Source organism: Paenibacillus sp. J31R30 (assembly GCF_059692115.1).
Window position 1 is genome coordinate 494,408 of the sequence record NZ_JCAUAV010000002.1, and the last position, 20,995, is coordinate 515,402.

The following is a 20,995-nucleotide window of genomic DNA, read 5'->3' on the forward strand; positions in this document are numbered from 1 at the left end:
CATTCGGGGAGTTTTTTCATTTCTAGTCAAGTAACACAATGAGAACTTTTGTTCTTGTTTATTGCCATTGAAATGGTATAATGAATCCAAATAAACGACGGAATCTGGAATGGGGGAACGGTAGATGATACCTAGCGGCTTTCCAAGAAATGATTTGGACAAACAGGGCTATACGTTGGTGTTTAATGATGATTTTGATTCGCCTGAACTTGACCGCAGCAAGTGGCTGCCGTACTATTTACCCCAATGGAGCAATCGGGTGCGCGCTGAAGCTAACTACAGAATCAGTGATAGTCAATTAATCCTGCAAATAAATGAAAACCAATTGCCATGGTGTCCTGAATTTAATGGAGACGTAAAAGTAAGCAACCTCCAAACAGGTGTTTTCTCTGGACCTTTAGGAAGTGAATATGGTCAACATAAATTCGCAAGTCAATGTCTTGTTCGAGAAGAGCAAAACGCTGTGAAGCTGTTTACTCCGCAGTATGGATATTTTGAATTGCGGGCAAAAGGTACGGATAATCCCAATAATGTTTGTGCGTTTTGGATGATTGGATTCGAGGATCTCCCGCATCAATCAGCTGAAATTTGCCCATTTGAATTAAAGGGATGGCATGTTGATAAGGATATCTGTACGCTAGGGTTTGGTATTCATCCATTTGGTGATCCGACGATAAGGGATGAATTTTTTGAAAAGGAATTCCCGATCGACCCTACTGAATATCACATTTATGGTGTGGATTGGACCGAGAGTGGCGTCGATTTTTATATCGACAACCAACTCATTCATAGATCGAAGCAATCACCGCATTATCCCATGCAGCTGATGCTGAACATTTATGAAATCCCCCAGCAAGAGAGTGGTTCTAGAACTTCGCCCGTCTATCCAAGTGAGTTTACGATCGATTATATGCGTTGTTATCAGAAGAACTAGGCTAGCCGATATTTTAAGTAAGAGAATATTAGATTGCAGCAAGCTGGCGCTGGTACTATCCGGAGGCAGCTTGTTTCGATTCCTCGTACGTAATCTTCTTCAGATATGGAATTATTATTGTCTTCCAGATGAACAATCACCGCATAATATGGTAGTATAAGGAAGTTGAAAAGGGGGAATAGACGTTGCTTATCAAATTATTAGTATTTGGCTTACTTTGGCGAATCGTTGGTAATCCATTTCTAGCGCTGCTCATCTTACTCGTGATTTTGTATGTCTTGGATAGAAGATACGTTGGCATCATGCCGAATATTTGGAGGCCATTTCAATTACGTCGGAAGGCATCTCGCTTGCGATCTGACCTTCATGCCAACCCGCACAATACGTCAGCGAAGCTGGAATTGGCACGAATCCTGATTGAACGCAAAAAATATCAAGAAGCACTGCCCTACTTGGAGCAAACCTTACCGATCATGCAGGAATCTGCTGACGTTCACTATGAAATTGGACTGTGCCTGCTAAAGCTAGGGCGAATTGCCGAAGGGGAAACGTTCATGCTGAAAGCAGTCGAGCTTAATCCACGTGTAAAATATGGCGAAGCCTACCTGCGCCTCGGCGAGGCTCTGGCTCCCCTTGCTCCGGAACGAGCGGCTCAGTTTATTGAACACTTCCGCGACCTGCACTCCTCGTCGGTCGAGGCGTACTACCGGCTCGGCCAGCTATATCAGCAGCTTGGCCGCCAGGAGGATGCCAAGCGCGCGTATCGCGAAGCGCTGGACATTTACCGCGGCTTGCCACGCTATAGCCGCAGACAGCAGCGGCGCTGGGCTTGGCTGGCGCGCATGAAATAAAAAGGTTCCGCTCATCTGCGAGCGGAACCTTTTTTTACGACGCGAGCGTACCCGCGCGTGAGCAGCCAAGCGCCTAGCAGTCCGATAACTACGGCTGCGACGGTGTGCAAATCATAGAGCCAGATGCGCCCAGGCGCTGGCTCTGGCGCAATGCGATCCCACAGGGTGAGGATCGCGGGATGCACGAGATAGATGCCGAAGGAGGCTGAGCCTAAGGCAGATAAGAAGGCAGCGCAGCGTGAGCCGCGTGCCAGCATTTTGCGCGCCCACGGCACGCAGAGCAGTGGGATGGACATGCAGTAGGTGAGGAGCGCGAGCTCGAACCATGTATTATCGATATCAGCGCGACCATGATGCTGAAGCAGGAGCAAGCCCACGAAAGCTCCCCCGGCAAGGAGGACGGCGCTCCAGATCCACATTTTGAAACGGGAAGCCCATGTCACCATTGATGTATAGTAGATGCCCATGAAAGCACCGAAACAGAAGGAGGCTGTATAGCCTAGGAACAAGGAAGAGTATTCCGGTAGCGGAACCACCCAATAATGTAAGGTATAGGAAACGGCTTGAAAGCCGATACCTAGAGGAATCAGACCTCGGCGCAGCCAGCTGAATCGCTTGACCGCAGTAAGCATGAATGGGAACAGCACATAAAATTGCACAATAATGACGATGTAATACAGATGATAGCTCGCATTGCCAGATAGAAGCAGCTTGAATAAATAAAAAGCGTCCAATTGCAGGGTGCCATGAAACATGACTTGATTATACCCATAATAGAATAGGGACCATAGGACATATGGAATCAGAATCTTTTGCAGCCTTTTTGTCCAAAAAACACGCGCCATTCCTGGCTCCCACCGATCATAGTACGAGTAAAACAACACGAGCCCGCTTATCCAGATGAAGAGGGGAACGGTAAACAAGCTAGCTTTATTGAGGATGAAAAAGAGTGTCTGAGAGCCTGTCCCCAATGGAAGCAGCGTCGCGCCGGATGTACCATGAATGAGGACGACAGCCATGATGGCAATCGCGCGGACAATATCGATTTCTGATAGTTTAGATTTAGATGACATGTCGAAATTTCTCCTTTTTTTCTCTCCGTTCACTGTATCATGATCCCTGGAGGAGGACAATGACTCTATCATTGAAGCCTGCGTAAGCTTGACGCTCACATCTACGAGAGATAAACTGTTGATAGCATGTACAATGAGAACAAATCAAGAGGGTGAATAAGCGTGAGTTATGAATATCTGATGCAGGCAGTTTTGCTCATATTTTTGGTGATTATCACTTTTTTTGCTATGTTGGTATGGACGAAATGGCGAAAAAGAGGACGGAGATAGATCATGTATTTTATTAATCATGAACAAATTGATGGGCGCATTCAGTTTCTGGCCGTTTTGGCTGAGGCAAGTAAGCAATTAGAAGCGCAGTGGGCAGAGGGCCGCAACGATCTCGTATGGCAGCTAGCGCAAGAACGTGTACTTCATTTAGCGATTGAAACCGTGACGGACATTGGGAGCTTGCTGATTGATGCTTTTATTTTACGAGATGCAAGCAGTTATGAAGATATTGTTGAAATTGTACATGGTGAAGGGGCATATTCGGAGTCATTGACCGAGACGCTGTTGCAATTGGTAAAGCTTAGAAAACCGCTTGTTCAGGATTATGCGGATTGGAATCGCGAGTCGTTACATCCGTTAATACCGCTACTCCCAGTGGCTTTTGAGGCATTTACTGTGAGTGTACGGGCCTTCATTAAGAGCGAATTGGCATAACATACATAAGTGTTTCATAATTTACTTATTGCTTGTGATGCTGTAAAATGAGTCCTAAATGAGGTCCGAGGGTAGGTGAGAGCGTGAATCAAACACTAGAGACATCAACACGTAAAGTGATTCTTTCCATGCTCAAAACGCAAGGACCATTAAGTGTTCAGGATTTGGCCAAACAGCTCGGGATCACGGAGATGGCCGTAAGAAGGCATATTCATTCGATGGAAAAGGATGATTTGCTCGAGGCTAAGCTCGTTAGGCAAGCGATGGGGCGTCCAACAAGTGTGTATACCTTAGCACCGCAGGCGGATGAACTATTTCCCAAGAAATATTCGCAGTTAACATTGGATCTATTAGACGAGTTACTAGAAGATGAAGGCCATGAGAAAATTGAACGGCTTTTTGAAGGCAGGCAGGGTAAGCTTGAAGCTCGTTATCAATCGAGGATGCAAGCCAAAAGCTTAGAGGATCGTGTGGCTGAATTAGCGCTCATTCAGAATGAGAATGGCTATATGGTGGACTGGTCGGCGCAAGGCGATGACGCTTATATTTTTAATGAGCATAACTGCCCAATTGCGATGGTGGCCAACACGTTCCAGCAGGCCTGTCAGTGTGAGCTATCTCTGTTCCGTAATCTACTGGATGCGGATGTTGAGCGTACAGAGTGTCTTGCCAAAGGTGCTAACAAATGTGTGTATATCATACGTCAAAATAAATAGCTTTCCAAAGGAGTTAAGCAGATTGTGATCTGCTTAGCTTCTTTTTTTTGCCTTTCGGAGCCCAATTCACGCTCTGTAAGCGTGAAAATCATCACTAGAGAGGCAGCTCCCCCGTCCGCGCCCGCTGTAACGTTGAAAAACAACGCTACAGCTTAGCAAATCGCCTCCACAGCCCAATTCACGCTCTGTAAGCGTGAAAAACATCACTACAGAAGCAAATCCCCCGTCCGCGCCCGCTGTAACGTTGAAAAACAACGCTACAGCTCATCAAAACGACTCCACTGTCCCACTCACGCTCTGTAGCGTGAAAATCATCACTACAGAGGCAAATCCCCCGTCCGCGCCCGCTGTAACGTTGAAAAACATCATTACAGCTCTTCCGCTGTCCTCTGCAACCTACACAACCTTCAGTAAACTTTCAGCTAACATTCATACCGCTATCAGCCCAGTTTAAGTAACACTTCAGGTTAGCGCTCTATACTTGAGCTATCAACAAGCAAATAAATTCAAGGCAAACGAGAGGCGGTAATCCTATGAATGAGGATATGAACAATAACATGAATGATATAAAAATTGAAAGCAAACCAAACAGCTCCAGAGTGAAGCCTATTTTCGCAGCATTTATGGCGGGGGCTGTAGTTGTCGGCGGTTTGATGTTTACATCGGATAAGTTAAACCTTTTTGGCTATGATGCTCAAACAGTACAGTCCAATGTCACAGCTGCTTCCGCTGCTAACGCGGCGGGTGCCGGCGTTCAAACAGCTTCTTTGAACAGCTTGGGTACGAATAGTATTTCACAAATTACGAAAGCGTCGAGCCCAGCCATTGTGAAAATTGAAACGAAAGTTAAACAGACGAACACATCAGGGACGCGAAGAAATCCCCTTCAGCAGGGAACGGAAACGGGTGACACCATCCAAAATGGTATCGGATCGGGCTTCATCTTTGAAGATAGCGGCTATATTTTGACGAATGAGCATGTTATTGACGGTGCTGACGAAATCGAGGTTTACGTACAAGGCTATGATACCCCATTTACGGCAACGCTACTTGGGAGCAGCTACGATTTAGATTTGGCTGTGCTTAAAATTCAGGGAGACAAGGCATTTCCCGCTCTGAAAATCGGAAATTCAGACAATGCGGAAGTAGGAGAATGGGTGGTTGCCATCGGCAATCCATATGACTTCGACTATTCCGTCACGACGGGAGTTCTAAGCGCTAAGGAACGGACGATCAGCATTGATGACGAGCAGGGGACACGTAATTACAAGCATTTGTTACAAACAGATACGGCCATTAATCCAGGTAACTCCGGTGGTCCGCTTTTGAATTTAAACGGTGAGGTCATTGGGATCAATACAGCAGTGAACGCCGAAGCGCAAGGAATGGGCTTTGCGATTCCAGCAAGCACAATTAGTGCTGTTGTGGAACAGCTGAAGAATAACGAAGAAATTCCGAAAGATCCAGCGCCATATATTGGCGTAGCATTGCAAAATATTTCAGATGACATGCTGCAAGACTTGAAAATTAATAATACAAACGGTGCTGTAGTTGCTGAGGTGCAGCAAGGTTCGCCTGCGTTCGAAGCGGGTATCCGTCAGTATGATGTCATTTTGGAAGTGAACGGCGGCGCGATAGCTAGCACAGCGGACTTAACTAAAGCTGTGCAAGCAGCGGTAGTGGGGGATGTGTTGAAAGTAAAAATTTCGCGTGATGGTCAAACGAAGGACGTGTCAGTAAAAGTCGGGGACAAAAACACCGTGCCAAACTATCAAGGTTGATGTTTAAACAAAAACGGAGTCGCGAAAGTTCGCGAGCTCCGTTTTTTTGTTGACAGCTCAAGCTCGCGACGCCGCGAGCAATTGAACCGCCTTGTCCGTGATCCAGCCGAAATTACCTGCTTCGATCTCTTTCAGGTTGATCAGTGAGCCGCCAATGCCTAGGCCATAGCAGCCGATGCTCAGAAATTGCTTGATGTTGCCTTCCGTAACGCCTCCGACAGCCATCATCGGGATTGTGTCCAGAGGTCCCATCAATTCCTTTATGTAAGGCAAGCCTAAGCTGGCGCTTGGGAATATTTTAACGGCCGTAGCCCCGGCTTTCCAGGCTTTCACAACTTCGGTCGGTGTCATAGCACCAGGGAAGATCGGAATTCCTTCCTGCCGCGACCAGCGAATGACCTCTTCATCCAAATTTGGTGTGACTAGGAAGGCAGCACCAGCGAGAACCGCTTGCTTGGCATCCTCCAGATCCAGTACTGTGCCTGCTCCGATGAACATCTGATCTCCCCATTGCTCCTGGAGATTACTGATCATGGTCAGCGCGCCTGGTGTATTTAAGGTGACTTCCATGACCGTAACGCCGCCTTTATGAAGGGCTTCAGCAACAGCGAGGATATGTGCCTCCTGTACGCCGCGGACGATCGCGATAATACGAGTACGCTCAATTTCTTGTAGGCCTTGTTCTCGGTTCATTTCTAGATTCCCCCAACTGTGATCCATGCTATTGATGTTTATTATGACAGGTTCCAGAAATTTTTCCAGTCAGTTTTGTGTCAAAACAAGCCCTACCTACCTATACTGTAGTAATTCATAGGCATTCGTCTAGAAGCCCCATCCGCCCTCACAGCTTTACGCTCACAGGAGGTGACCCGCATGACATGGAGTGAGATCAGTATCGTCAGCTTGGCTGTAGCTTGTTTAGTGCTCATTGCGTTTACCGTTCGTATGTTCATCACGGCTACACGAACGCTTCGCTTGTTAGGGGACACGGTTGTTGAAGTTAAACAGCAGATTGGCCATACTACAGAACAAGCGGAGAATCTAATGAAGCAATTAGGGCAGCTTACGGAAGAGGTACATTTGCAACTCCTTGCCTTAGAGCCAAGTATCCAATCGGTTGAAAAGGCAGGGGTTGCAGTCGGGGAAGTCGCTTCCACGCTGCGCAAGGCCTCGCGTATGATGAACGAGTCAATACTTGGTGCGGAAAAAGTCGTACATACGCACCAGAAGCGTATCCACGACGTCATGGAATGGGCAACGACAGGGTTTGAGCTGTGGCAGAGATGGCAGGCGCATCGGAATGCGAAATCAGATCATTAAGGAGTGGATATCACATGTCCAATGGAAAAAAAGGAAAAGATCTTCTTATCGGGGCTGTCGTAGGCGGTTTGGTTGGAGCTGCAGCAGCATTGTTGTTTGCACCGAAGTCCGGTCGTGAGCTGCGCAGTGACATTGCTGAAGGAGCTACTGCGGTTAGCGACAAAACAGTTCAACTTGCAAGCACTGTGAGTCAAAAAACGCAAGCTGCTGCCAAAACAGTGAGTTCCACAACATCGGATCTTGTTGGTAAAGCCAAAGACACAGCAGCAAGTGTTGTCGAGACGGTTCGCTCTTGGAAGGATTCGCAATCAGTCGATGATGTCCTTGATGAGATTGAAGCTTCGGAAGCCGCTGAAGACTTAGTCATCGTAGGCCGCTAATCCCCCAAACAAAGAAGCCGAGCGCTCCACTGTGGAGCACTCGGCTTCTTTATTATTACCACTTGGACGGATCAATTTTACTGATATCCAGCCCTTCCCATACGTTCTTAATGACTGCCGTCTCTGGATGATCGAAGAGGAGCCATGCAGTAGGGAGGTAGCGTTCTCCGTATTCACTCGAAGGTTTATTGATGATGGCATTATTATGGACAAGCACCGTCGAAGCGCCCCCATCCAGGTTCGCCGCGGTGATTGCACCACGGGCTAAGAAAATTTCTTGTATATCATAAAGCGTTGCGCCAATGCTGTGCGTTTGTCTGCCATCGATAATGGCAAACAGAATAGAACCGTCTTTAGTTTGAGCCATGCATGTACGCGGCGCAATGCCCCAGCCGTCCGCTTGCCCTTTGATCTGCCCAACACCGTTCACAATGAATCGAGGGCTGAAGGAAACAGCTTCCTGCACGCCCATCTCGAGCAACTCGGATACTTTGTATTTCCCGGAAATCATGCGGCCTTGTTTATCAATTCCGACGATCTGTACGGTACCGTTCATGCCTTTGTCATTGTAAAAGATTTTGCCTCCAGATATCACAACGCCTTCCGGCTGAAAGCCATTACCTTCCCAATTCGGGTCGATAAACCCGCCGCCGTTAACGCCTAGGATCGCGCCGGTACGTTTGACCATCGAGGAAACCTTCTCCCCTTTTCCCGCTTTCTCCGGCACGGCGATTCGAAGTTTCGTGGGGTCGGTTATCGTAACGAGCTTGCCTTTGAAGTTCGGACCGGAAATGTTCTCAATCGTCACTAACTCTTTCTTGACAGGCACTTCTACGGGAGTGAAGGACGGAACAGGTGCAATTTCAACGAGTCCAAGATCCTTCTCTGTACCCATTTCATCAAATTTTTGAGAGTAAGCAGCAACCCGTTTTTGCAATTCGGACGTACCAATCAAATATTTGGCCCAATCCCGATGCTGAGTTGTGATGATCGTATCTGCCATCATGAAGCGCAGACTCGAACCAGAGGCAGTTAGGAAAAACCAGCTTAATCCTAAGGTTGAAAGTATAGTAAGACTAAGAATGGTAATCATCATAAATCGCAGTCCTGCAGATCGTTTGCGCTTCACGCTCGCTTGTCTGGTCGTCTGTAGGGTGGTTGTTTGTTGAACCGCCATGGTATGGCATCTATCCTCTCTCATGCAATTCAAGCCATATCGTCATCTATTAAGACGAAAAGAAAGGAGAATAAGTTTCAGTTTTCGCTGAATTTTTCTCCTTTTTTTGTAAAATGTTCAATTATGTCGTTGGACTGATGAAAGTCGAGTGTCCGCCATCCGGTATTTGTCAAAGTGAAATTCAAGTTCGTTTCCAGAATGTTTGGCGACACTGCGCACGATGAGATCATGGTATTTCTTTTGCCGAACAGCCGCAATAGTTACACATAGACTGACACCAAGAGGGTCAAAATAAAGCTTACCTTCCTGTGCATCATACTTCTTCACATGAGACAAATTGACGAATAAGTCGGTATCCATTTTCTTAAAGCCGTTCTCTTCTAACTGATCTAGGAAATGACTGAAATCGAGCAATGACTGCATAGGGACTCTGCGGTTACCGATCCGCGTATGGTACATCATTTCGGTAGAACCAATTTCAATAAATAGAATGTCTGTCAAAGGAAGAGTCAAAGGTGTAGTTTGACTATCCTGGCTCTCTTTCTCAAGATAGCCAGCTTTCTCCATGAGATCTGTATATGAGAATTTATAGGCGTCCGACAGTTTCTTCAAAGTGACAGGGGATGGTTTAATCTTTTCATTCGTTGAACGATTTCTTTCTAATTCGAGATCTCGAATATAAGCATGGGACAGTCCACTCTTGTTAGCTGCTTCGCGCAAGGACATTTTCCCTCGCAAGCTCTCCAAAAATTTACCGAATCCTTCAAATTGCTTCATCATAAGAATCCCTCCATATGTTAATTGTAATAGAATTGGCCGGAAATAGAAACGTTAATAGCACTTAATGGTACTAATTACCTGAGTTGTTAGCAGACTTCTCATATAGTTCGTAAGCAATTTGCTATTTTAGTAGGTCGAGAGAATCAATCCCGTGACTTCTTTCTGCTATTTTTTTATAATAGGGAATTAGAAAGGGGGCGATATTAACATGTCAAAAAAATGGCTGCGAGACAACGGCATGCATCTCTCTTGGTTCATCGCCTTAGTTGCTACGCTAGGAAGCTTATATTTTTCGGAAATCATGCATCTGGCACCATGTAAGCTATGCTGGTATCAGCGCATTCTTATGTACCCATTGGTCATCATTCTAGGTATTGCAGCTGTGCGCAGAGATTACAAATTAACCGTATACGTACTGCCGTTAACGATTTGGGGCGCATGTATCTCGATCTATCACGTTTTATTACAAATGGGTGTATTTAAAGAAACAGGTACAGGTTGCGGACCAATTGCCTGTGATACCGATTACTTAAACTGGCTCGGTTTTATTACGATTCCCATGCTTGCTGGAACTGCCTTCATTTTGATTACCATTTTACAATTCTTGACCTATCGCGCTACAAAATAACCCTCGTACATCAATGTTAGGCAGGTAATTTGTCATTCACTGTCGAATAGGCATGGTAGAAGAATCCAATCCTACCGAGGTGTAACTCATGACAAAACGAACCCACAAAGCTGCACTTCTGATCATACTGAGCGTCACCTTGGTCGGTTGTGCAGACATAAGTCTGACAGCCCCTGCAGGCAATGAAGCTGCTTCCAAAGCCATGCCTTCATCATCTGCTACTGCTAAAGTTTCTCCACTACCTGCCCAATTGCCAACACCATCACCAACGACAACACCCAAAGCTACACCAAACATAACGACGCAGCCAAGCGCTACACCAAGCACGTCTGCCGCCACGGCGACGCCAAGTGCATCACCCAAACCTACTGTGACGTCTGATGCTTCCAAACCAAAGACCTTGCCAGCGGATCGGACACCATATTCTTGGTACTATATGAAGAAGAAAATCGGCCAGGTTCCAGATTTTCCGCATGAAACCAAATCCTTTACGAATGACCAGAAGGCAGTCTGGGTCGGGACTGGGAAGAAGGTATATTTAACGATTGACGCAGGAGGACCTTTAATTGAGGTTGATCTCATGTTGAAATCGCTCAAAGAAAATAATGTCAAAGCTAATTTCTTTATCACTGGAAACAACATTAAGAAGAACCCAGACTATTTGAAAAGAATTGTGGCAGACGGTCATTATGTAGCGAACCATACGATGACACATACCGATTTTAATGAGTTGTCCGACGATCAGATTCGTAAAGAAATTAAGGATTTTGAAGTTGTCTATAAGCAAATAACGGGTAAAGACGTTGGGAACTATTTCCGTTTCCCTTACGGTCACTACAATCCTCATAATTTAAGCTTGGTATCTGAGATGGGTTATACCTCTGTGTTTTGGTCTACTGCAATGCGTGACTGGGAGCCAAGAGCGAATGGCGCTGAGGATCCTTACAACGATATTATGAATAACCTGCATGAGGGAAATGTGATTTTGATGCATCAGGGTTCTATTGAGAACATGCAGGCGCTTGATCGTATTTGTAAAGAAATCAAAAAGAGAGGCTATGAATTCGGGCTCGTAACAGAGCTGCAGCCTAAGAAGTAAACAAGATTTGGTCTAAAACTGTGTGGTACTCTTGGTACCTTTAAGCTTGGCCTCACATATCCTAACCATGTGGTTTATGAATTCATCAACCGGCAAAGGAAGCGGATATGTGTGCAGCAAGCGATAGCCGTACTGGACTCCGGAGTCGGAGGATTAACTGTTGTAAAAGAAATTATGAGACAGCTGCCGCATGAGAAAGTTATCTATTTTGGAGATACGGCAAGGAGTCCATATGGGCCCCGGCCTGCAAATGAAGTGCGTCACTTTACTCGTCAAATCGTAGATTACCTACTTCAGTTTAATCCCAAAATGATTGTGATTGCCTGTAATACGGCCACTGCTGTCGCGATAGAAGACATTCGTGCTCGTGTCTCGATTCCTGTTGTAGGTGTGATTTCACCGGGGGCTAGAGCAGCAATCAAAATGACTAGAAGCGGTATGATCGGTGTCATAGGCACTGATGGAACCATACGCAGCCAAGCATATGAAACGGCGTTGAAGCAAATTTCGCCAGACATCCATGTCTTTAGTGAGGCTTGTCCGTTACTAGCTCCATTTGTGGAGAGAGGGCTGTTTAGTAGTGATAGTGCGCATGCCGTTGTGGAACAATCCTTGCGTCCCTTAAAAGGGAAGCCTATCGATTGCTTAATCTTGGGCTGTACCCATTATCCGTTTCTCATGGAATCTATTTCTAAGGTCATGGGTTCGGAAGTAGCGTTGATTTCGTCGGCCGAAGAGACAGCCAGAGATATAAGCACGATCCTGTTCCAGAGAGGGATGCAGACGATATCCCGAGAAATGCCGGTTCATCAGTTTTTCTGCAGCGGCGCACCTACGGTATTCCGGCAGATTGCAGAGAACTGGCTCAAGGAATATATTGCCTTTATGCCTGTAGTGTGGCAGGTACCGACTATTATCTAAGCCTTGCAAATAGACCCTTCGGGGTCTATTTTTATTTCGCTTGCCCCAGCCGGGATACCGCATGATTCCTGGAACCTAATCATAAGATTAGCCATACGAAAGAAGTAAATGGCTGTGAGGTGGTTGTGTGTTAGGGTATGGGTACGAGACATTGGGTAACGAGCTGAATCGTTTAGGCAAAATATATCCCTTTTTGCAAGTCGCTTGTATTGGCGAAAGTGTAATGGGAAGGGATATCCTTGCGCTTCGAATTGGCCATGGATCGAAGGAAATTCACTTCAATGCAGCTATGCATGCGAATGAATGGATAACCGCACCGCTGCTGATGCAATTTGTTGAAGATCTAGCATGCTCCTATGCCAGAGGGACGGCTTGGCAGGGTCGCAATATAAGGAGGATTTTATCAGAGTACTCGCTGTGGGTTGTGCCCATGGTCAATCCTGACGGTGTCGAACTTGTCCTGCATGGGCTGCCTGAAGAGCATCCTCATCGAGAAGCATTAGTGGCCTGGAATCAAGGCTCATTGTCGTTTTTGAACTGGAAGGCGAATATACGAGGCGTAGATCTCAATGATCAATTCCCCGCACATTGGGAAGAAGAAAAGTTGCGAAGAGAGCACGATGGACCTGGCGAGCGTGATTATGGCGGAGAAGCACCGTTATCTGAACCGGAAGCCGCAGCGCTAGCTCACTTTACCGAGAGTCATGACTTCGAGCTCGTTGTTGCACTACATACCCAAGGTAGAGAAATTTATTGGAATTATCGGGACTATGAGCCTGCTGAATCCGAAGCCCTTGCAGAGCGGTTGGCCATGGCCAGTGATTACGCGGCAGTGAAGCTTTCAGGTAGTGATGCGGGGTACAAGGATTGGTTTATCCAGCAATTTCGGAGACCTGGCTTTACCGTCGAGGTTGGTTTGGGCGTAAATCCGCTGCCTGTCGAAACATTTGCTTCCCTTTATGAGGAAGTCGTTCCTATTCTGTTGACAGCTTTGGAATTGTAAAAAGACAAGTCATACGAACTTGCATGCGCCCGCCACGAACCCATCAGCCCAGACTTCATATACTGAAGTAAGGAAGCTGTTGGGAGGCGTGAATATGGCACCACCTAAAGGTAAAGGCAAGGTTGTTAAGAAGAAAAAGGATCCTTCATCCCATGCGCAATACACGATGAGAATGGTCGAATCGGCCACATGTGCGGTTTGTAAAACACCTTGCGCAAGGGGAATGCGCTACTTGGAAATGATGTCGCAGCCTGGCGCAGTGGGCAGAGGCGTACCGTGTATTTTGACACGTAAGAGAATTAATTAGATGGATCCGCCCCTTGGTTGGGGGCGGATTTGTTGTTTGTTGGGGCTTGAACGCTAAGCCGTAGTCAATAACGCCCCGAAATGGCGTTAACGCCGTCGGACTCAGCCATCTTGCTCACTCTCTAGCTCTTTTAGGTAATCGACCTGCTCCGAAAGCTATCTCTTGCCACGATCCCCTTCGCTCAGGTCGGCAAGCGTCGATCTATATCCTGAGTCAATGGGATAATGCCCAGATACTTAGGAGTTAAAGCCCCTCGCGCCGGCGTAACGTCCCTAAACGGTAGCCAATCCCGCCGTCACTCCCAGATCACAATAAAAAGCCCCGCGAGTTTACCTCGCAGGGCCGGCTCATATGTGTATGAATTAATGGTTTGGTGTGAGCAATTTATCTTCTAAGGATTGTTTAAGCTTCTTGATTGCGTCTGTTTCCAATTTCTGATTTTGGGCGAATTTCGTGCCCGTTAGTGCAAGCGCTTCCTTAACTGTCATTTCTACACAAATAATTTCTTCGCCATGCGGAATTTGTAACATTTTCATCACTCCTATGTCAGCTTTTAAAAGCGAAAACCTTGATTCTACGCACTTTTAATATAACACATCATGTAAGGTTAAGCAAGGGGAATCGGTACCTATTTTTCAAATAATTAGGGGGGCATGTCCAAGCGTCATGCGCAAAAAAGAACCGATATGAACCACGATTGACGTGGCTGTATCGGTTCTTCAAGATACGTACTATTTTAACGATAACAACGTAACTCCACGATTTCTGCTCGCGCAGAGCCATTCGTTGATGTAACGACAACACGCAGGAGGTTCGTTGATACGCTGCTGTTTAACACATGAACATGATGCCGTGTATGATTGTTCAGCCCCTCAGCAATCGTTGACCACGCTTCACCAACCCAAGCTTGTAATTTATAATCTTTGACTAATTCAGGAATGATCTCGAATTCGGTGCGATGGTGATGCAAATTAATTAAATCCTCGTTCACATCATCATTGAACGTCACATGTACTTGCCCGATGTTCTGCACCTCAGACCAGCTGGCTTCCAGCCATTCCTCCGTACCACTGTCTCCAACGGAAGACCACAGATGCGGACTGCCATAAGGCCGCTTATAGCCATCCGCTGCTTTCTCAGCCGCATAGGCGGAAGTAGGCGAGAGAAGTCGGAAGCAGATTGGCTTCCGAAGGAAATCCTTCGGACTCCAGTCAATCACCGGCTGATGATGGTACATATCTCCGAAGTCCACGGTATCCGCTGAAGCCGCATCATGCTTGAAGGATAGCACGCCAGATTGCGGACGACTCGACAAATGAACGGACAGAGCAGAGTTGCTTCTAAGGACGATGAAAGCATTCTGTGCATGCTTAGGCTCCCATTTCAATGAAGCGGTGACCCATTGCTCTGTTCCTTCACTTACAGGCACTACAACAGACGTAACGAGATTATGAGGGACGTAATTCTGAGGTTTGCCTGTGTCCCATAGCTCGACAATAAGCTCAGTTGCTGCTGTGGCATCCAATAATAGCGCTATGCCATCAATAAACGGATCTACGGGCACTAGAAGCCCTACATGCGTCTTCAAAGGATAAACACCACCCGACTGCTCCAAAGCAAGCTCTGTCAGCGTGCTGGAGGCCGTCAAAGAGGCGCTGCGCACGAGATCAGCCTCGTCGCTATTCGCCACGCCAAGAATCGACGCATCCTGTCGCAGCAGCGTCTGCTGCAGCTCGCTCAAGTGGTGGCTGTGCAGCTCCCGCGGCGAGATCCCTTTCGCTGCGCAAAGCGCGGCGCCAGTACCTGCGGCTTCGCCAATGACCGCACATGTCGCCATGACTCGTGTCGTACCGAAAGCAACGTGGGACGCGCTGATATTGCGTCCACCCATGAGCATATTCGACACATTGGTCGAATAGAGGGAACGGAATGGAATATGGTAGGAACCATCCATATGCATATGTTTAGAGCCTTTGGCTGTCGCATACATACCTTGCGGCGGATGCAAATCAATCGACCAGCCGCCGAAGGCGACGCGGTCCTCGAACAGCTCCTGCGCTATCACATCATTTTGATTCAGCACGTAATCCCCGACGAAACGGCGATACTCCCTTTTCCCTGGAATCGATCCAATCCATTCCAAGGTTAAATTGGCGCTGTCGAATCTCCCTGAATTTTTGATATAATCCCAAATCCCATAGATAACCGAGGAGAGCTCATCCCGAATTCGCTCATTATCATGGACCGTGTCATGCTCGCCGCCCCATTCAATCCACCAGTAAGAGCAGCCGTTATCACCGCTGCGAATGACTCGCTTCATAGGAATCGACGTTTGTGTGATATCTTTCGCGAAGCTTGGCGCGATATATTTGACTGGGCGCCCCGCATCTTTCGTGTAAAAGAGCAGCGTGCTTCCCAGCGTGATATCATCCGGGACATGAGGCGCCCATTCCTCGTTAAATTCATGTTGTGCTTCGCGACCGATACGGAATTTAGCACCCGCGAGAAAGCCCACTAGACCATCGCCAGTACAATCGAGGAAAACACGACTTTCAAAACGAATCCGTCGTTCTGAACCCATCATCCAGCCCGTCACCGCTTGAATGGTGCGATTATTGTCATCACCTGACGCATCGACCTCATGCACATCGGTGTTCAGGAACAATGTAATATTCGGCTCAGCTTTCACTTTTTCAAGCACAACCAGATCCCAAATATACGGATTGCCATCGATGTTCCGATATTGATTCTCCACGAAAAGTTCGCCCATGATGCCGGTTTCGCGGGCATTGCGATGAACACCATGTGAAGTGGCACCGCACACCCAAACACGTATTTCACTGCTTGCATTCCCGCCAAGTACTGGTCGATTTTGGACAAGTGAGACAGTTTGACCTAATCGTGCTGCAGCGACAGCTGCACATACTCCTGCCAAGCCACCGCCAACGACGGTAATATCGGATGTAACGGTTTCATGTTTCATTTATGAGCACCTCACTAGGAATGGAATATCTTATCTTTCATTTTAAAAGAGGTCATATCCATTTAACATACAGTGAGTTACAATTAGCATATACTTTATTTCAATTATTTCGGAGATGGAAAAATGACATATCGCGATCCTGCCTTGAAGCTCTTATCTCATGTGTATTGGCATCAAAAAGAAGAATTTATGTTCGAGCGAGATGATTATGCATGCTGGACTTTGTTTGCTGTGGAAGAGGGAAGCTTCTTTTATGAAATCGGGGAGGAGAAAGGAGAGGCGCGATTCGGAGATCTTGTTCTATGCCCCCCGCGAATCGTGTTTCGAAGAAAAACGTTGGAGCCGCTTACCTTTCACTTTATACAGTTTATTGGGGAGCCCCATATCGAACACGATGTTAACTGGCAGGGAAAGCTGTCGTTACTAGATCTACCGCGCCTAACGTCCAATTATCGCTACATGCGAACTCTGCAAGGCTGGGATGAAGAGAGCACTAAGCATAAACTGTATGTAGTGAATGATCTCTTACGCATGGTTGTTATGGACCAAAATATCCGAGATGGTCACACGCCTACTGTCATAGATGAGCAGATGGAGCAGGCACGGAACTATCTGACGGATCATGCATTCGGCCAGCTTTCCATGTTGGAATTGGCCAATTCTCTTGGCGTGACGCCTGTTCAATTTACCCGCAGGTTTCGTAAAGCCTTTACCCAAACGCCAACGGAGTTCATTAACGACCTGCGTCTAACACGAGCTAGACATCTGTTAGAAACCACGACATTTACGTTAGACGTGATCGCGTCGCAATGTGGGTATGAGAATGGCTTTTACTTGAGCCGCGTGTTTACTCACAAAATCGGTAAGGCTCCTTCCATTTATCGCAGTATGTATCGGGTGTAGCATTGCAAAAGCCCCCAGCTCTTGATAGAAGAGTGGGGGCTCTATTGCTTACATAAATCAACTAATTGCCAGTATACGGCAGCTTGCCTTCGGTATATTCGTTCTCAGGCTTACGAATCCAGCGCTGCAAATATCCTTGTGTATGTAAGGCCTTTATGAGAATGATCAGAACAGGAGATAAGATAACTCCCGCAACACCAAAGAGTGACAGGGAAACGATCATGAAGGCTAAGGTTGTAAAAGCCGATACACCTAAGGATTCACCTGTGATTTTGGGCTCCATAATTTGTCTGACGAGAATAACAACAAGGAGCAGTGCGCTTAGCCAAATCGCTAGTGTCGTATTGCCAACGATGAACAAGTAGATAATCCACGGTATGAATAAGGTGGAGACACCGAGCAATGGCAGGACATCGAAGATCGCAGACAGAAGCGCGATAGAAAAGGCATTGTTTACATTAAGTACAAGCAAGGCAATAAATACAACGATGAAGGTCAACGTAATGAGCTTGGCCTGCGCTTTTATGTAAGAAACAATACCTTTAACGACATTTTCTTTTAAGAAAAAGAAAGCTGATTTAAAGGTATTTGGTGTTTGTTCAGTTGCAATCCGTTTCCAAGATTCAATTTCGATGCTTAAGAAGTATGCGAGAATGATGCCGACGATGAAATTGAACATGAATGTGGAGAAAGAGGTCAGGGAAGCGACCAATCCAGATAAAAAGGCAACAAGGAAGGTAGAAGCTTTTCCAGCAAATTGACCAGCATAATCTTTCGCTTTGCCCGTTACATCATCAGGTAAAGCTTGAAAGCGATCATTCAGCTCAGCTATTCGATGGATAACCTGGTCATTAAATACCGCAGCATAATCATCGATTTTATCAACAAGACTCATGATCTGGCTGGTAAAAATGACGACAGCACCGGCCAAAGCGCCAAGGATGATCAAGACGAACACTAAGGTCGAAATTGCCGAGGCTAGCGATTTGCTCAAACCTTTGCGATTCAAGAAGCGTGCCAGAGGCTCGATCATCATGAAAATGATCAAGGCCAGAAAGATTGGCGTGGCAATGGCGTACAAGTAACTGAATAGCAGCATGAATAAGTAGACGGTTAATGCGATGAGCCCAATGTCAAATACCGTTCGCCAATATTTCTTGTAAAAAGACAGCATCCCTGTTCCTCCAGAAAAGTTATTGTTCAGTTAGAATAATCGGTCCATTGCTTGTAATCGCAATCGTATGCTCGTACTGGGCAGATAAGCTGCCGTCGTACGTTCTAGCTGTCCATCCATCTTGGTCTACTTTGGAATGATACTTACCAACATTCAGCATCGGTTCGATGGTGAAGACCATGCCTTCCTTGATGCGCGGCCCTTTCCCAGCAGGTCCATAGTGAGGCACTTGCGGTTCTTCGTGCATTTCGGAGCCAATACCATGACCAATGAAATCTCTAACAACGGAGAAGCCTTGTGACTCCGCGTAGACTTGAATAGCATGTGAGACATCTCCGATGCGGTTGCCGACCACAGCTTTTTCAATCCCTTTATAAAGGGATTCCTTCGTAACTTGGAGCAGCTTTTCAGCAACAGGAGAAATGTTGCCAACCGCGTACGACCAAGCGGAATCCGCTAACCAGCCATCGACACGCACAACCATATCAATCGTTACGATGTCTCCATCGTTTAAAGGTTCTTTCTTCGGGAAGCCATGACAAATGACATCATTCACCGATGCACAGGTTGCATACGGGTAGCCATGATAGCCTTTTTGCTCAGGCGTTGCACCATGTTTGGCCAGAAAGCCTTCGACGAATTGATCGATTTCCCATGAAGTTATCCCCGGGCGAATCATTTTCGCAATTTCTTTATGGCAATCGGCAAGGATTCGGCCTGCTTTCCCCATGGCTTCAATTTGTTCTTTGGATTTGATTGTAATCATCAAGTTCCTCTCCTCTACAAGTTTCCCTAATAAGACATTATGTCCATTTTGCTGACCAAAGCTTCATCTCTTTAATAATTTGATGCAAATCCTGCCCTTTTGGTGTCAACGTATACTCGACGGTAACAGGAACAGTCGGGAAAGCCATACGCTCCAGAACCCCATGCTCTTCAAGATGGCGCAAAATATCCGTGAGGGATTTCGGACTGATGCCTGTAATTTGACGCTGCAGCTCGCCGAAACGCTTCGTGCCACAAAACAATTCTCGAAGCACAAGAAATGCCCATTTCCCGCCAATAACTTCTAGTGTTCGTTCGACGGAACATTCGATTTCTTTGGGGATTTTGGGTATATAATTGCTAGTTGAGGCGACTTTTTCATTTTCAAGAGTTGACACGAGATCGCTTCCTTTCATCAAAGTCGGTAGGATACTTACTTTTAGGTTAGTAAGTTAACATTTTGTAATAAGGGATGATTAGTCATGCTACTATGTATTTTAAAGTTCCTTATGGAATTTGGCAATAGAATGGCTAGTTTAGGACAAGGTTGATTTCATGCCGTAGATTCTTTACAATAGAGTTAAAATTTATTGTTTCAGGAGATGTGTACATATGAAAGTCAAAATTTCACGCAATGCAGCTAAGGTACTTCAATTGGAGCTTAATAAAGAAGAAAACAAAGATTTGTTGGTTCGTGTACAAGTGACACACAAGCATGGTGACCATGCTCACTATGGTTTGGGTCTTGACGATAAAACGGCAAATGATGTTGTTGTTAGTACTGACAAAGGCATTGATGTTTTGTTAGATCAAACGGAGCCGCTTCTAGACGGTATTCGTATTGACTACTTCTACACACCAGAAGAAGGTTTCATGATTACGAACCCAAGCAAGGGGAACCACGGAGACCACTAATGCGGAATGATATTCGCATTTGTGATAAATGCAAACACATGAAGGTGAAATCGGCGCTTGCCAAAATAAGTGCCATTGCACCGGACACCGAAGTCAAGGTTGCGTGCAAATCGTATTGCGGTCCATGTTCAAGGTTCGCATTTATATTTATTAATGGCCGTTACATTACGGGCGCAACGGAAGACGAAGCCATCGAAAAAGCTAAGAAATACGTGAAATAACCAAAAAGCATCCGTCCAATTGGACAGGATGCTTTTTTTTAGAATTGGGGGAAGCGAGGCTTACCCCTTATATATGTTAGGTTCATAGGTGGCAAAGTTGCAAAGGAGCATCCTTTTCAGGGGGATTCACTTCAACATTTTAAATACATGCAAAAAGGCATCTTTTGGGGTTGAAAATGTCTCAGCAGAGCTGAAAATGCAGAAATTGATGCTTTTTCGCATCCTTTTTAGCTGAAATCATCTATTTGATAGAGAAAGGTTGCACTATTGCATTTTTCAGCAGATGGCGAGGTAGCAGACCAAGCATAACATTCATCGGAGTTGGTTTAAGCCGTGTAGTTCGATTTTACCTGCCTATT

General features: G+C 46.2%; 24 protein-coding genes. 15 read left to right on the forward strand and 9 right to left on the reverse strand.

Annotated elements, in window-relative coordinates:
- The first annotated feature begins 124 nt into the window (after positions 1-124).
- Together AC58QO_RS08175 and AC58QO_RS08180 are read left to right on the forward strand one after the other, a co-directional pair.
- Complete coding sequence (locus AC58QO_RS08175) at positions 125-934, forward strand: glycoside hydrolase family 16 protein (RefSeq protein ID WP_497264805.1); 810 nt, start codon at positions 125-127, stop codon at positions 932-934.
- Between the two features lie 185 nt (positions 935-1,119).
- Positions 1,120-1,785 (forward strand): tetratricopeptide repeat protein, encoded by a 666-nt coding sequence (locus AC58QO_RS08180; protein WP_497264806.1) that lies wholly within the window; start codon positions 1,120-1,122, stop codon positions 1,783-1,785.
- Between the two features lie 11 nt (positions 1,786-1,796).
- Here AC58QO_RS08180 and AC58QO_RS08185 read toward each other — a convergent pair whose 3' ends face one another.
- The gene (locus tag AC58QO_RS08185) at positions 1,797-2,858 is read right to left on the reverse strand and encodes an acyltransferase (RefSeq protein WP_497264807.1); all 1,062 of its coding nucleotides are present in this window, start codon (positions 2,856-2,858) and stop codon (positions 1,797-1,799) included.
- 273 nt (positions 2,859-3,131) lie between these two features.
- Here AC58QO_RS08185 and AC58QO_RS08190 point away from each other — a divergent pair, with 273 nt between their 5' ends.
- From AC58QO_RS08190 to AC58QO_RS08200, 3 genes are all read left to right on the forward strand, one after another.
- Complete coding sequence (locus tag AC58QO_RS08190) at positions 3,132-3,563, forward strand: DUF86 domain-containing protein (protein ID WP_497264808.1); 432 nt, start codon at positions 3,132-3,134, stop codon at positions 3,561-3,563.
- An 83-nt stretch (positions 3,564-3,646) separates the two neighbouring features.
- Positions 3,647-4,279 carry a helix-turn-helix transcriptional regulator gene (locus AC58QO_RS08195; protein ID WP_497264809.1) on the forward strand — a complete coding sequence of 211 codons (633 nt, stop codon included), beginning with the start codon at positions 3,647-3,649 and terminating at the stop codon, positions 4,277-4,279.
- Positions 4,280-4,812: 533 nt separating this feature from the next.
- Entirely contained in the window at positions 4,813-6,060 is a 1,248-nt protein-coding gene (locus tag AC58QO_RS08200; RefSeq protein ID WP_497264810.1) for a S1C family serine protease, read from the forward strand.
- Between the two features lie 57 nt (positions 6,061-6,117).
- Here the strand turns inward: AC58QO_RS08200 and AC58QO_RS08205 are convergent, their stop codons facing one another.
- Positions 6,118-6,753 (reverse strand): bifunctional 4-hydroxy-2-oxoglutarate aldolase/2-dehydro-3-deoxy-phosphogluconate aldolase, encoded by a 636-nt coding sequence (locus AC58QO_RS08205; RefSeq protein ID WP_497264811.1) that lies wholly within the window; start codon positions 6,751-6,753, stop codon positions 6,118-6,120.
- A gap of 180 nt (positions 6,754-6,933) precedes the next feature.
- On the opposite strand from AC58QO_RS08205, the gene AC58QO_RS08210 reads away from it, so the two are divergent.
- The gene (locus AC58QO_RS08210) at positions 6,934-7,380 is read left to right on the forward strand and encodes a DUF948 domain-containing protein (RefSeq protein ID WP_497264812.1); all 447 of its coding nucleotides are present in this window, start codon (positions 6,934-6,936) and stop codon (positions 7,378-7,380) included.
- A gap of 14 nt (positions 7,381-7,394) precedes the next feature.
- Positions 7,395-7,760 (forward strand): YtxH domain-containing protein, encoded by a 366-nt coding sequence (locus AC58QO_RS08215; protein ID WP_497264813.1) that lies wholly within the window; start codon positions 7,395-7,397, stop codon positions 7,758-7,760.
- Positions 7,761-7,815: 55 nt separating this feature from the next.
- On the opposite strand, the gene AC58QO_RS08220 is transcribed toward AC58QO_RS08215, so the two are convergent.
- Complete coding sequence (locus AC58QO_RS08220) at positions 7,816-8,937, reverse strand: phosphodiester glycosidase family protein (protein ID WP_497264814.1); 1,122 nt, start codon at positions 8,935-8,937, stop codon at positions 7,816-7,818.
- Positions 8,938-9,054: 117 nt separating this feature from the next.
- Positions 9,055-9,717: a helix-turn-helix domain-containing protein gene (locus AC58QO_RS08225; protein WP_497264815.1), complete on the reverse strand. Its 663-nt coding sequence runs from the start codon at positions 9,715-9,717 to the stop codon at positions 9,055-9,057.
- 208 nt (positions 9,718-9,925) lie between these two features.
- On the opposite strand from AC58QO_RS08225, the gene AC58QO_RS08230 reads away from it, so the two are divergent.
- The 5 genes from AC58QO_RS08230 (at position 9,926) to AC58QO_RS08250 (ending at position 13,675) form a co-directional block, all read left to right on the forward strand.
- Positions 9,926-10,345, forward strand: a complete 420-nt coding sequence (locus AC58QO_RS08230; RefSeq protein WP_497264816.1) for a disulfide oxidoreductase — start codon at positions 9,926-9,928, stop codon at positions 10,343-10,345.
- 88 nt (positions 10,346-10,433) lie between these two features.
- The gene (locus AC58QO_RS08235) at positions 10,434-11,444 is read left to right on the forward strand and encodes a polysaccharide deacetylase family protein (RefSeq protein ID WP_497264817.1); all 1,011 of its coding nucleotides are present in this window, start codon (positions 10,434-10,436) and stop codon (positions 11,442-11,444) included.
- Between the two features lie 111 nt (positions 11,445-11,555).
- Complete coding sequence (gene racE / locus AC58QO_RS08240) at positions 11,556-12,365, forward strand: glutamate racemase (RefSeq protein WP_497264818.1); 810 nt, start codon at positions 11,556-11,558, stop codon at positions 12,363-12,365.
- Positions 12,366-12,492: 127 nt separating this feature from the next.
- On the forward strand, positions 12,493-13,368 hold the full coding sequence (locus AC58QO_RS08245; RefSeq protein ID WP_497264819.1) for a M14 family metallopeptidase: 876 nt from the start codon (positions 12,493-12,495) through the stop codon (positions 13,366-13,368).
- A gap of 94 nt (positions 13,369-13,462) precedes the next feature.
- Positions 13,463-13,675, forward strand: a complete 213-nt coding sequence (locus AC58QO_RS08250; protein ID WP_497264820.1) for a hypothetical protein — start codon at positions 13,463-13,465, stop codon at positions 13,673-13,675.
- Between the two features lie 362 nt (positions 13,676-14,037).
- Here AC58QO_RS08250 and AC58QO_RS08255 read toward each other — a convergent pair whose 3' ends face one another.
- A complete protein-coding gene (locus AC58QO_RS08255; protein WP_497264821.1) occupies positions 14,038-14,205 on the reverse strand; it encodes a hypothetical protein in 168 nt (55 codons plus the stop codon).
- 206 nt (positions 14,206-14,411) lie between these two features.
- Positions 14,412-16,658 carry an FAD-dependent oxidoreductase gene (locus tag AC58QO_RS08260; protein WP_497264822.1) on the reverse strand — a complete coding sequence of 749 codons (2,247 nt, stop codon included), beginning with the start codon at positions 16,656-16,658 and terminating at the stop codon, positions 14,412-14,414.
- A gap of 123 nt (positions 16,659-16,781) precedes the next feature.
- Between AC58QO_RS08260 and AC58QO_RS08265 the strand changes: the two genes are divergently transcribed.
- A complete protein-coding gene (locus AC58QO_RS08265; protein WP_497264823.1) occupies positions 16,782-17,561 on the forward strand; it encodes a helix-turn-helix domain-containing protein in 780 nt (259 codons plus the stop codon).
- A gap of 61 nt (positions 17,562-17,622) precedes the next feature.
- Here AC58QO_RS08265 and ytvI read toward each other — a convergent pair whose 3' ends face one another.
- From ytvI to AC58QO_RS08280, 3 genes are read right to left on the reverse strand one after another with little or no spacing between them, the layout of a single operon-like run.
- Complete coding sequence (gene ytvI, locus AC58QO_RS08270) at positions 17,623-18,735, reverse strand: sporulation integral membrane protein YtvI (RefSeq protein ID WP_497264824.1); 1,113 nt, start codon at positions 18,733-18,735, stop codon at positions 17,623-17,625.
- Positions 18,736-18,754: 19 nt separating this feature from the next.
- Positions 18,755-19,501 carry a type I methionyl aminopeptidase gene (gene map / locus AC58QO_RS08275; protein ID WP_497264825.1) on the reverse strand — a complete coding sequence of 249 codons (747 nt, stop codon included), beginning with the start codon at positions 19,499-19,501 and terminating at the stop codon, positions 18,755-18,757.
- 37 nt (positions 19,502-19,538) lie between these two features.
- On the reverse strand, positions 19,539-19,898 hold the full coding sequence (locus tag AC58QO_RS08280) for a winged helix-turn-helix transcriptional regulator (RefSeq protein ID WP_310222395.1): 360 nt from the start codon (positions 19,896-19,898) through the stop codon (positions 19,539-19,541).
- A 214-nt stretch (positions 19,899-20,112) separates the two neighbouring features.
- On the opposite strand from AC58QO_RS08280, the gene AC58QO_RS08285 reads away from it, so the two are divergent.
- The gene (locus tag AC58QO_RS08285; RefSeq protein ID WP_497264826.1) at positions 20,113-20,415 is read left to right on the forward strand and encodes an iron-sulfur cluster assembly accessory protein; all 303 of its coding nucleotides are present in this window, start codon (positions 20,113-20,115) and stop codon (positions 20,413-20,415) included.
- Positions 20,415-20,636 (forward strand): YuzB family protein, encoded by a 222-nt coding sequence (locus AC58QO_RS08290; RefSeq protein ID WP_028556521.1) that lies wholly within the window; start codon positions 20,415-20,417, stop codon positions 20,634-20,636. The genes AC58QO_RS08285 and AC58QO_RS08290 overlap by 1 nt, the downstream gene beginning before the upstream one ends.
- The last annotated feature ends 359 nt before the right edge of the window (positions 20,637-20,995 follow it).

Coding starts and splice junctions, on each gene's coding strand:
- AC58QO_RS08230 (WP_497264816.1), top strand. CDS start 9,926: ATGTCAAAAAAATGGCTGCGAGACAACGGCATGCATCTCTCTTGGTTC.
- AC58QO_RS08200 (WP_497264810.1), top strand. CDS start 4,813: ATGAATGAGGATATGAACAATAACATGAATGATATAAAAATTGAAAGC.
- AC58QO_RS08205 (WP_497264811.1), bottom strand. CDS start 6,753: ATGAACCGAGAACAAGGCCTACAAGAAATTGAGCGTACTCGTATTATC.
- AC58QO_RS08220 (WP_497264814.1), bottom strand. CDS start 8,937: ATGGCGGTTCAACAAACAACCACCCTACAGACGACCAGACAAGCGAGC.
- ytvI (WP_497264824.1), bottom strand. CDS start 18,735: ATGCTGTCTTTTTACAAGAAATATTGGCGAACGGTATTTGACATTGGG.
- AC58QO_RS08215 (WP_497264813.1), top strand. CDS start 7,395: ATGTCCAATGGAAAAAAAGGAAAAGATCTTCTTATCGGGGCTGTCGTA.
- AC58QO_RS08175 (WP_497264805.1), top strand. CDS start 125: ATGATACCTAGCGGCTTTCCAAGAAATGATTTGGACAAACAGGGCTAT.
- AC58QO_RS08190 (WP_497264808.1), top strand. CDS start 3,132: ATGTATTTTATTAATCATGAACAAATTGATGGGCGCATTCAGTTTCTG.
- AC58QO_RS08235 (WP_497264817.1), top strand. CDS start 10,434: ATGACAAAACGAACCCACAAAGCTGCACTTCTGATCATACTGAGCGTC.
- AC58QO_RS08250 (WP_497264820.1), top strand. CDS start 13,463: ATGGCACCACCTAAAGGTAAAGGCAAGGTTGTTAAGAAGAAAAAGGAT.
- AC58QO_RS08265 (WP_497264823.1), top strand. CDS start 16,782: ATGACATATCGCGATCCTGCCTTGAAGCTCTTATCTCATGTGTATTGG.
- AC58QO_RS08285 (WP_497264826.1), top strand. CDS start 20,113: ATGAAAGTCAAAATTTCACGCAATGCAGCTAAGGTACTTCAATTGGAG.
- AC58QO_RS08260 (WP_497264822.1), bottom strand. CDS start 16,658: ATGAAACATGAAACCGTTACATCCGATATTACCGTCGTTGGCGGTGGC.
- AC58QO_RS08225 (WP_497264815.1), bottom strand. CDS start 9,717: ATGATGAAGCAATTTGAAGGATTCGGTAAATTTTTGGAGAGCTTGCGA.
- AC58QO_RS08255 (WP_497264821.1), bottom strand. CDS start 14,205: ATGTTACAAATTCCGCATGGCGAAGAAATTATTTGTGTAGAAATGACA.
- AC58QO_RS08210 (WP_497264812.1), top strand. CDS start 6,934: ATGACATGGAGTGAGATCAGTATCGTCAGCTTGGCTGTAGCTTGTTTA.
- AC58QO_RS08185 (WP_497264807.1), bottom strand. CDS start 2,858: ATGTCATCTAAATCTAAACTATCAGAAATCGATATTGTCCGCGCGATT.
- map (WP_497264825.1), bottom strand. CDS start 19,501: ATGATTACAATCAAATCCAAAGAACAAATTGAAGCCATGGGGAAAGCA.
- AC58QO_RS08290 (WP_028556521.1), top strand. CDS start 20,415: ATGCGGAATGATATTCGCATTTGTGATAAATGCAAACACATGAAGGTG.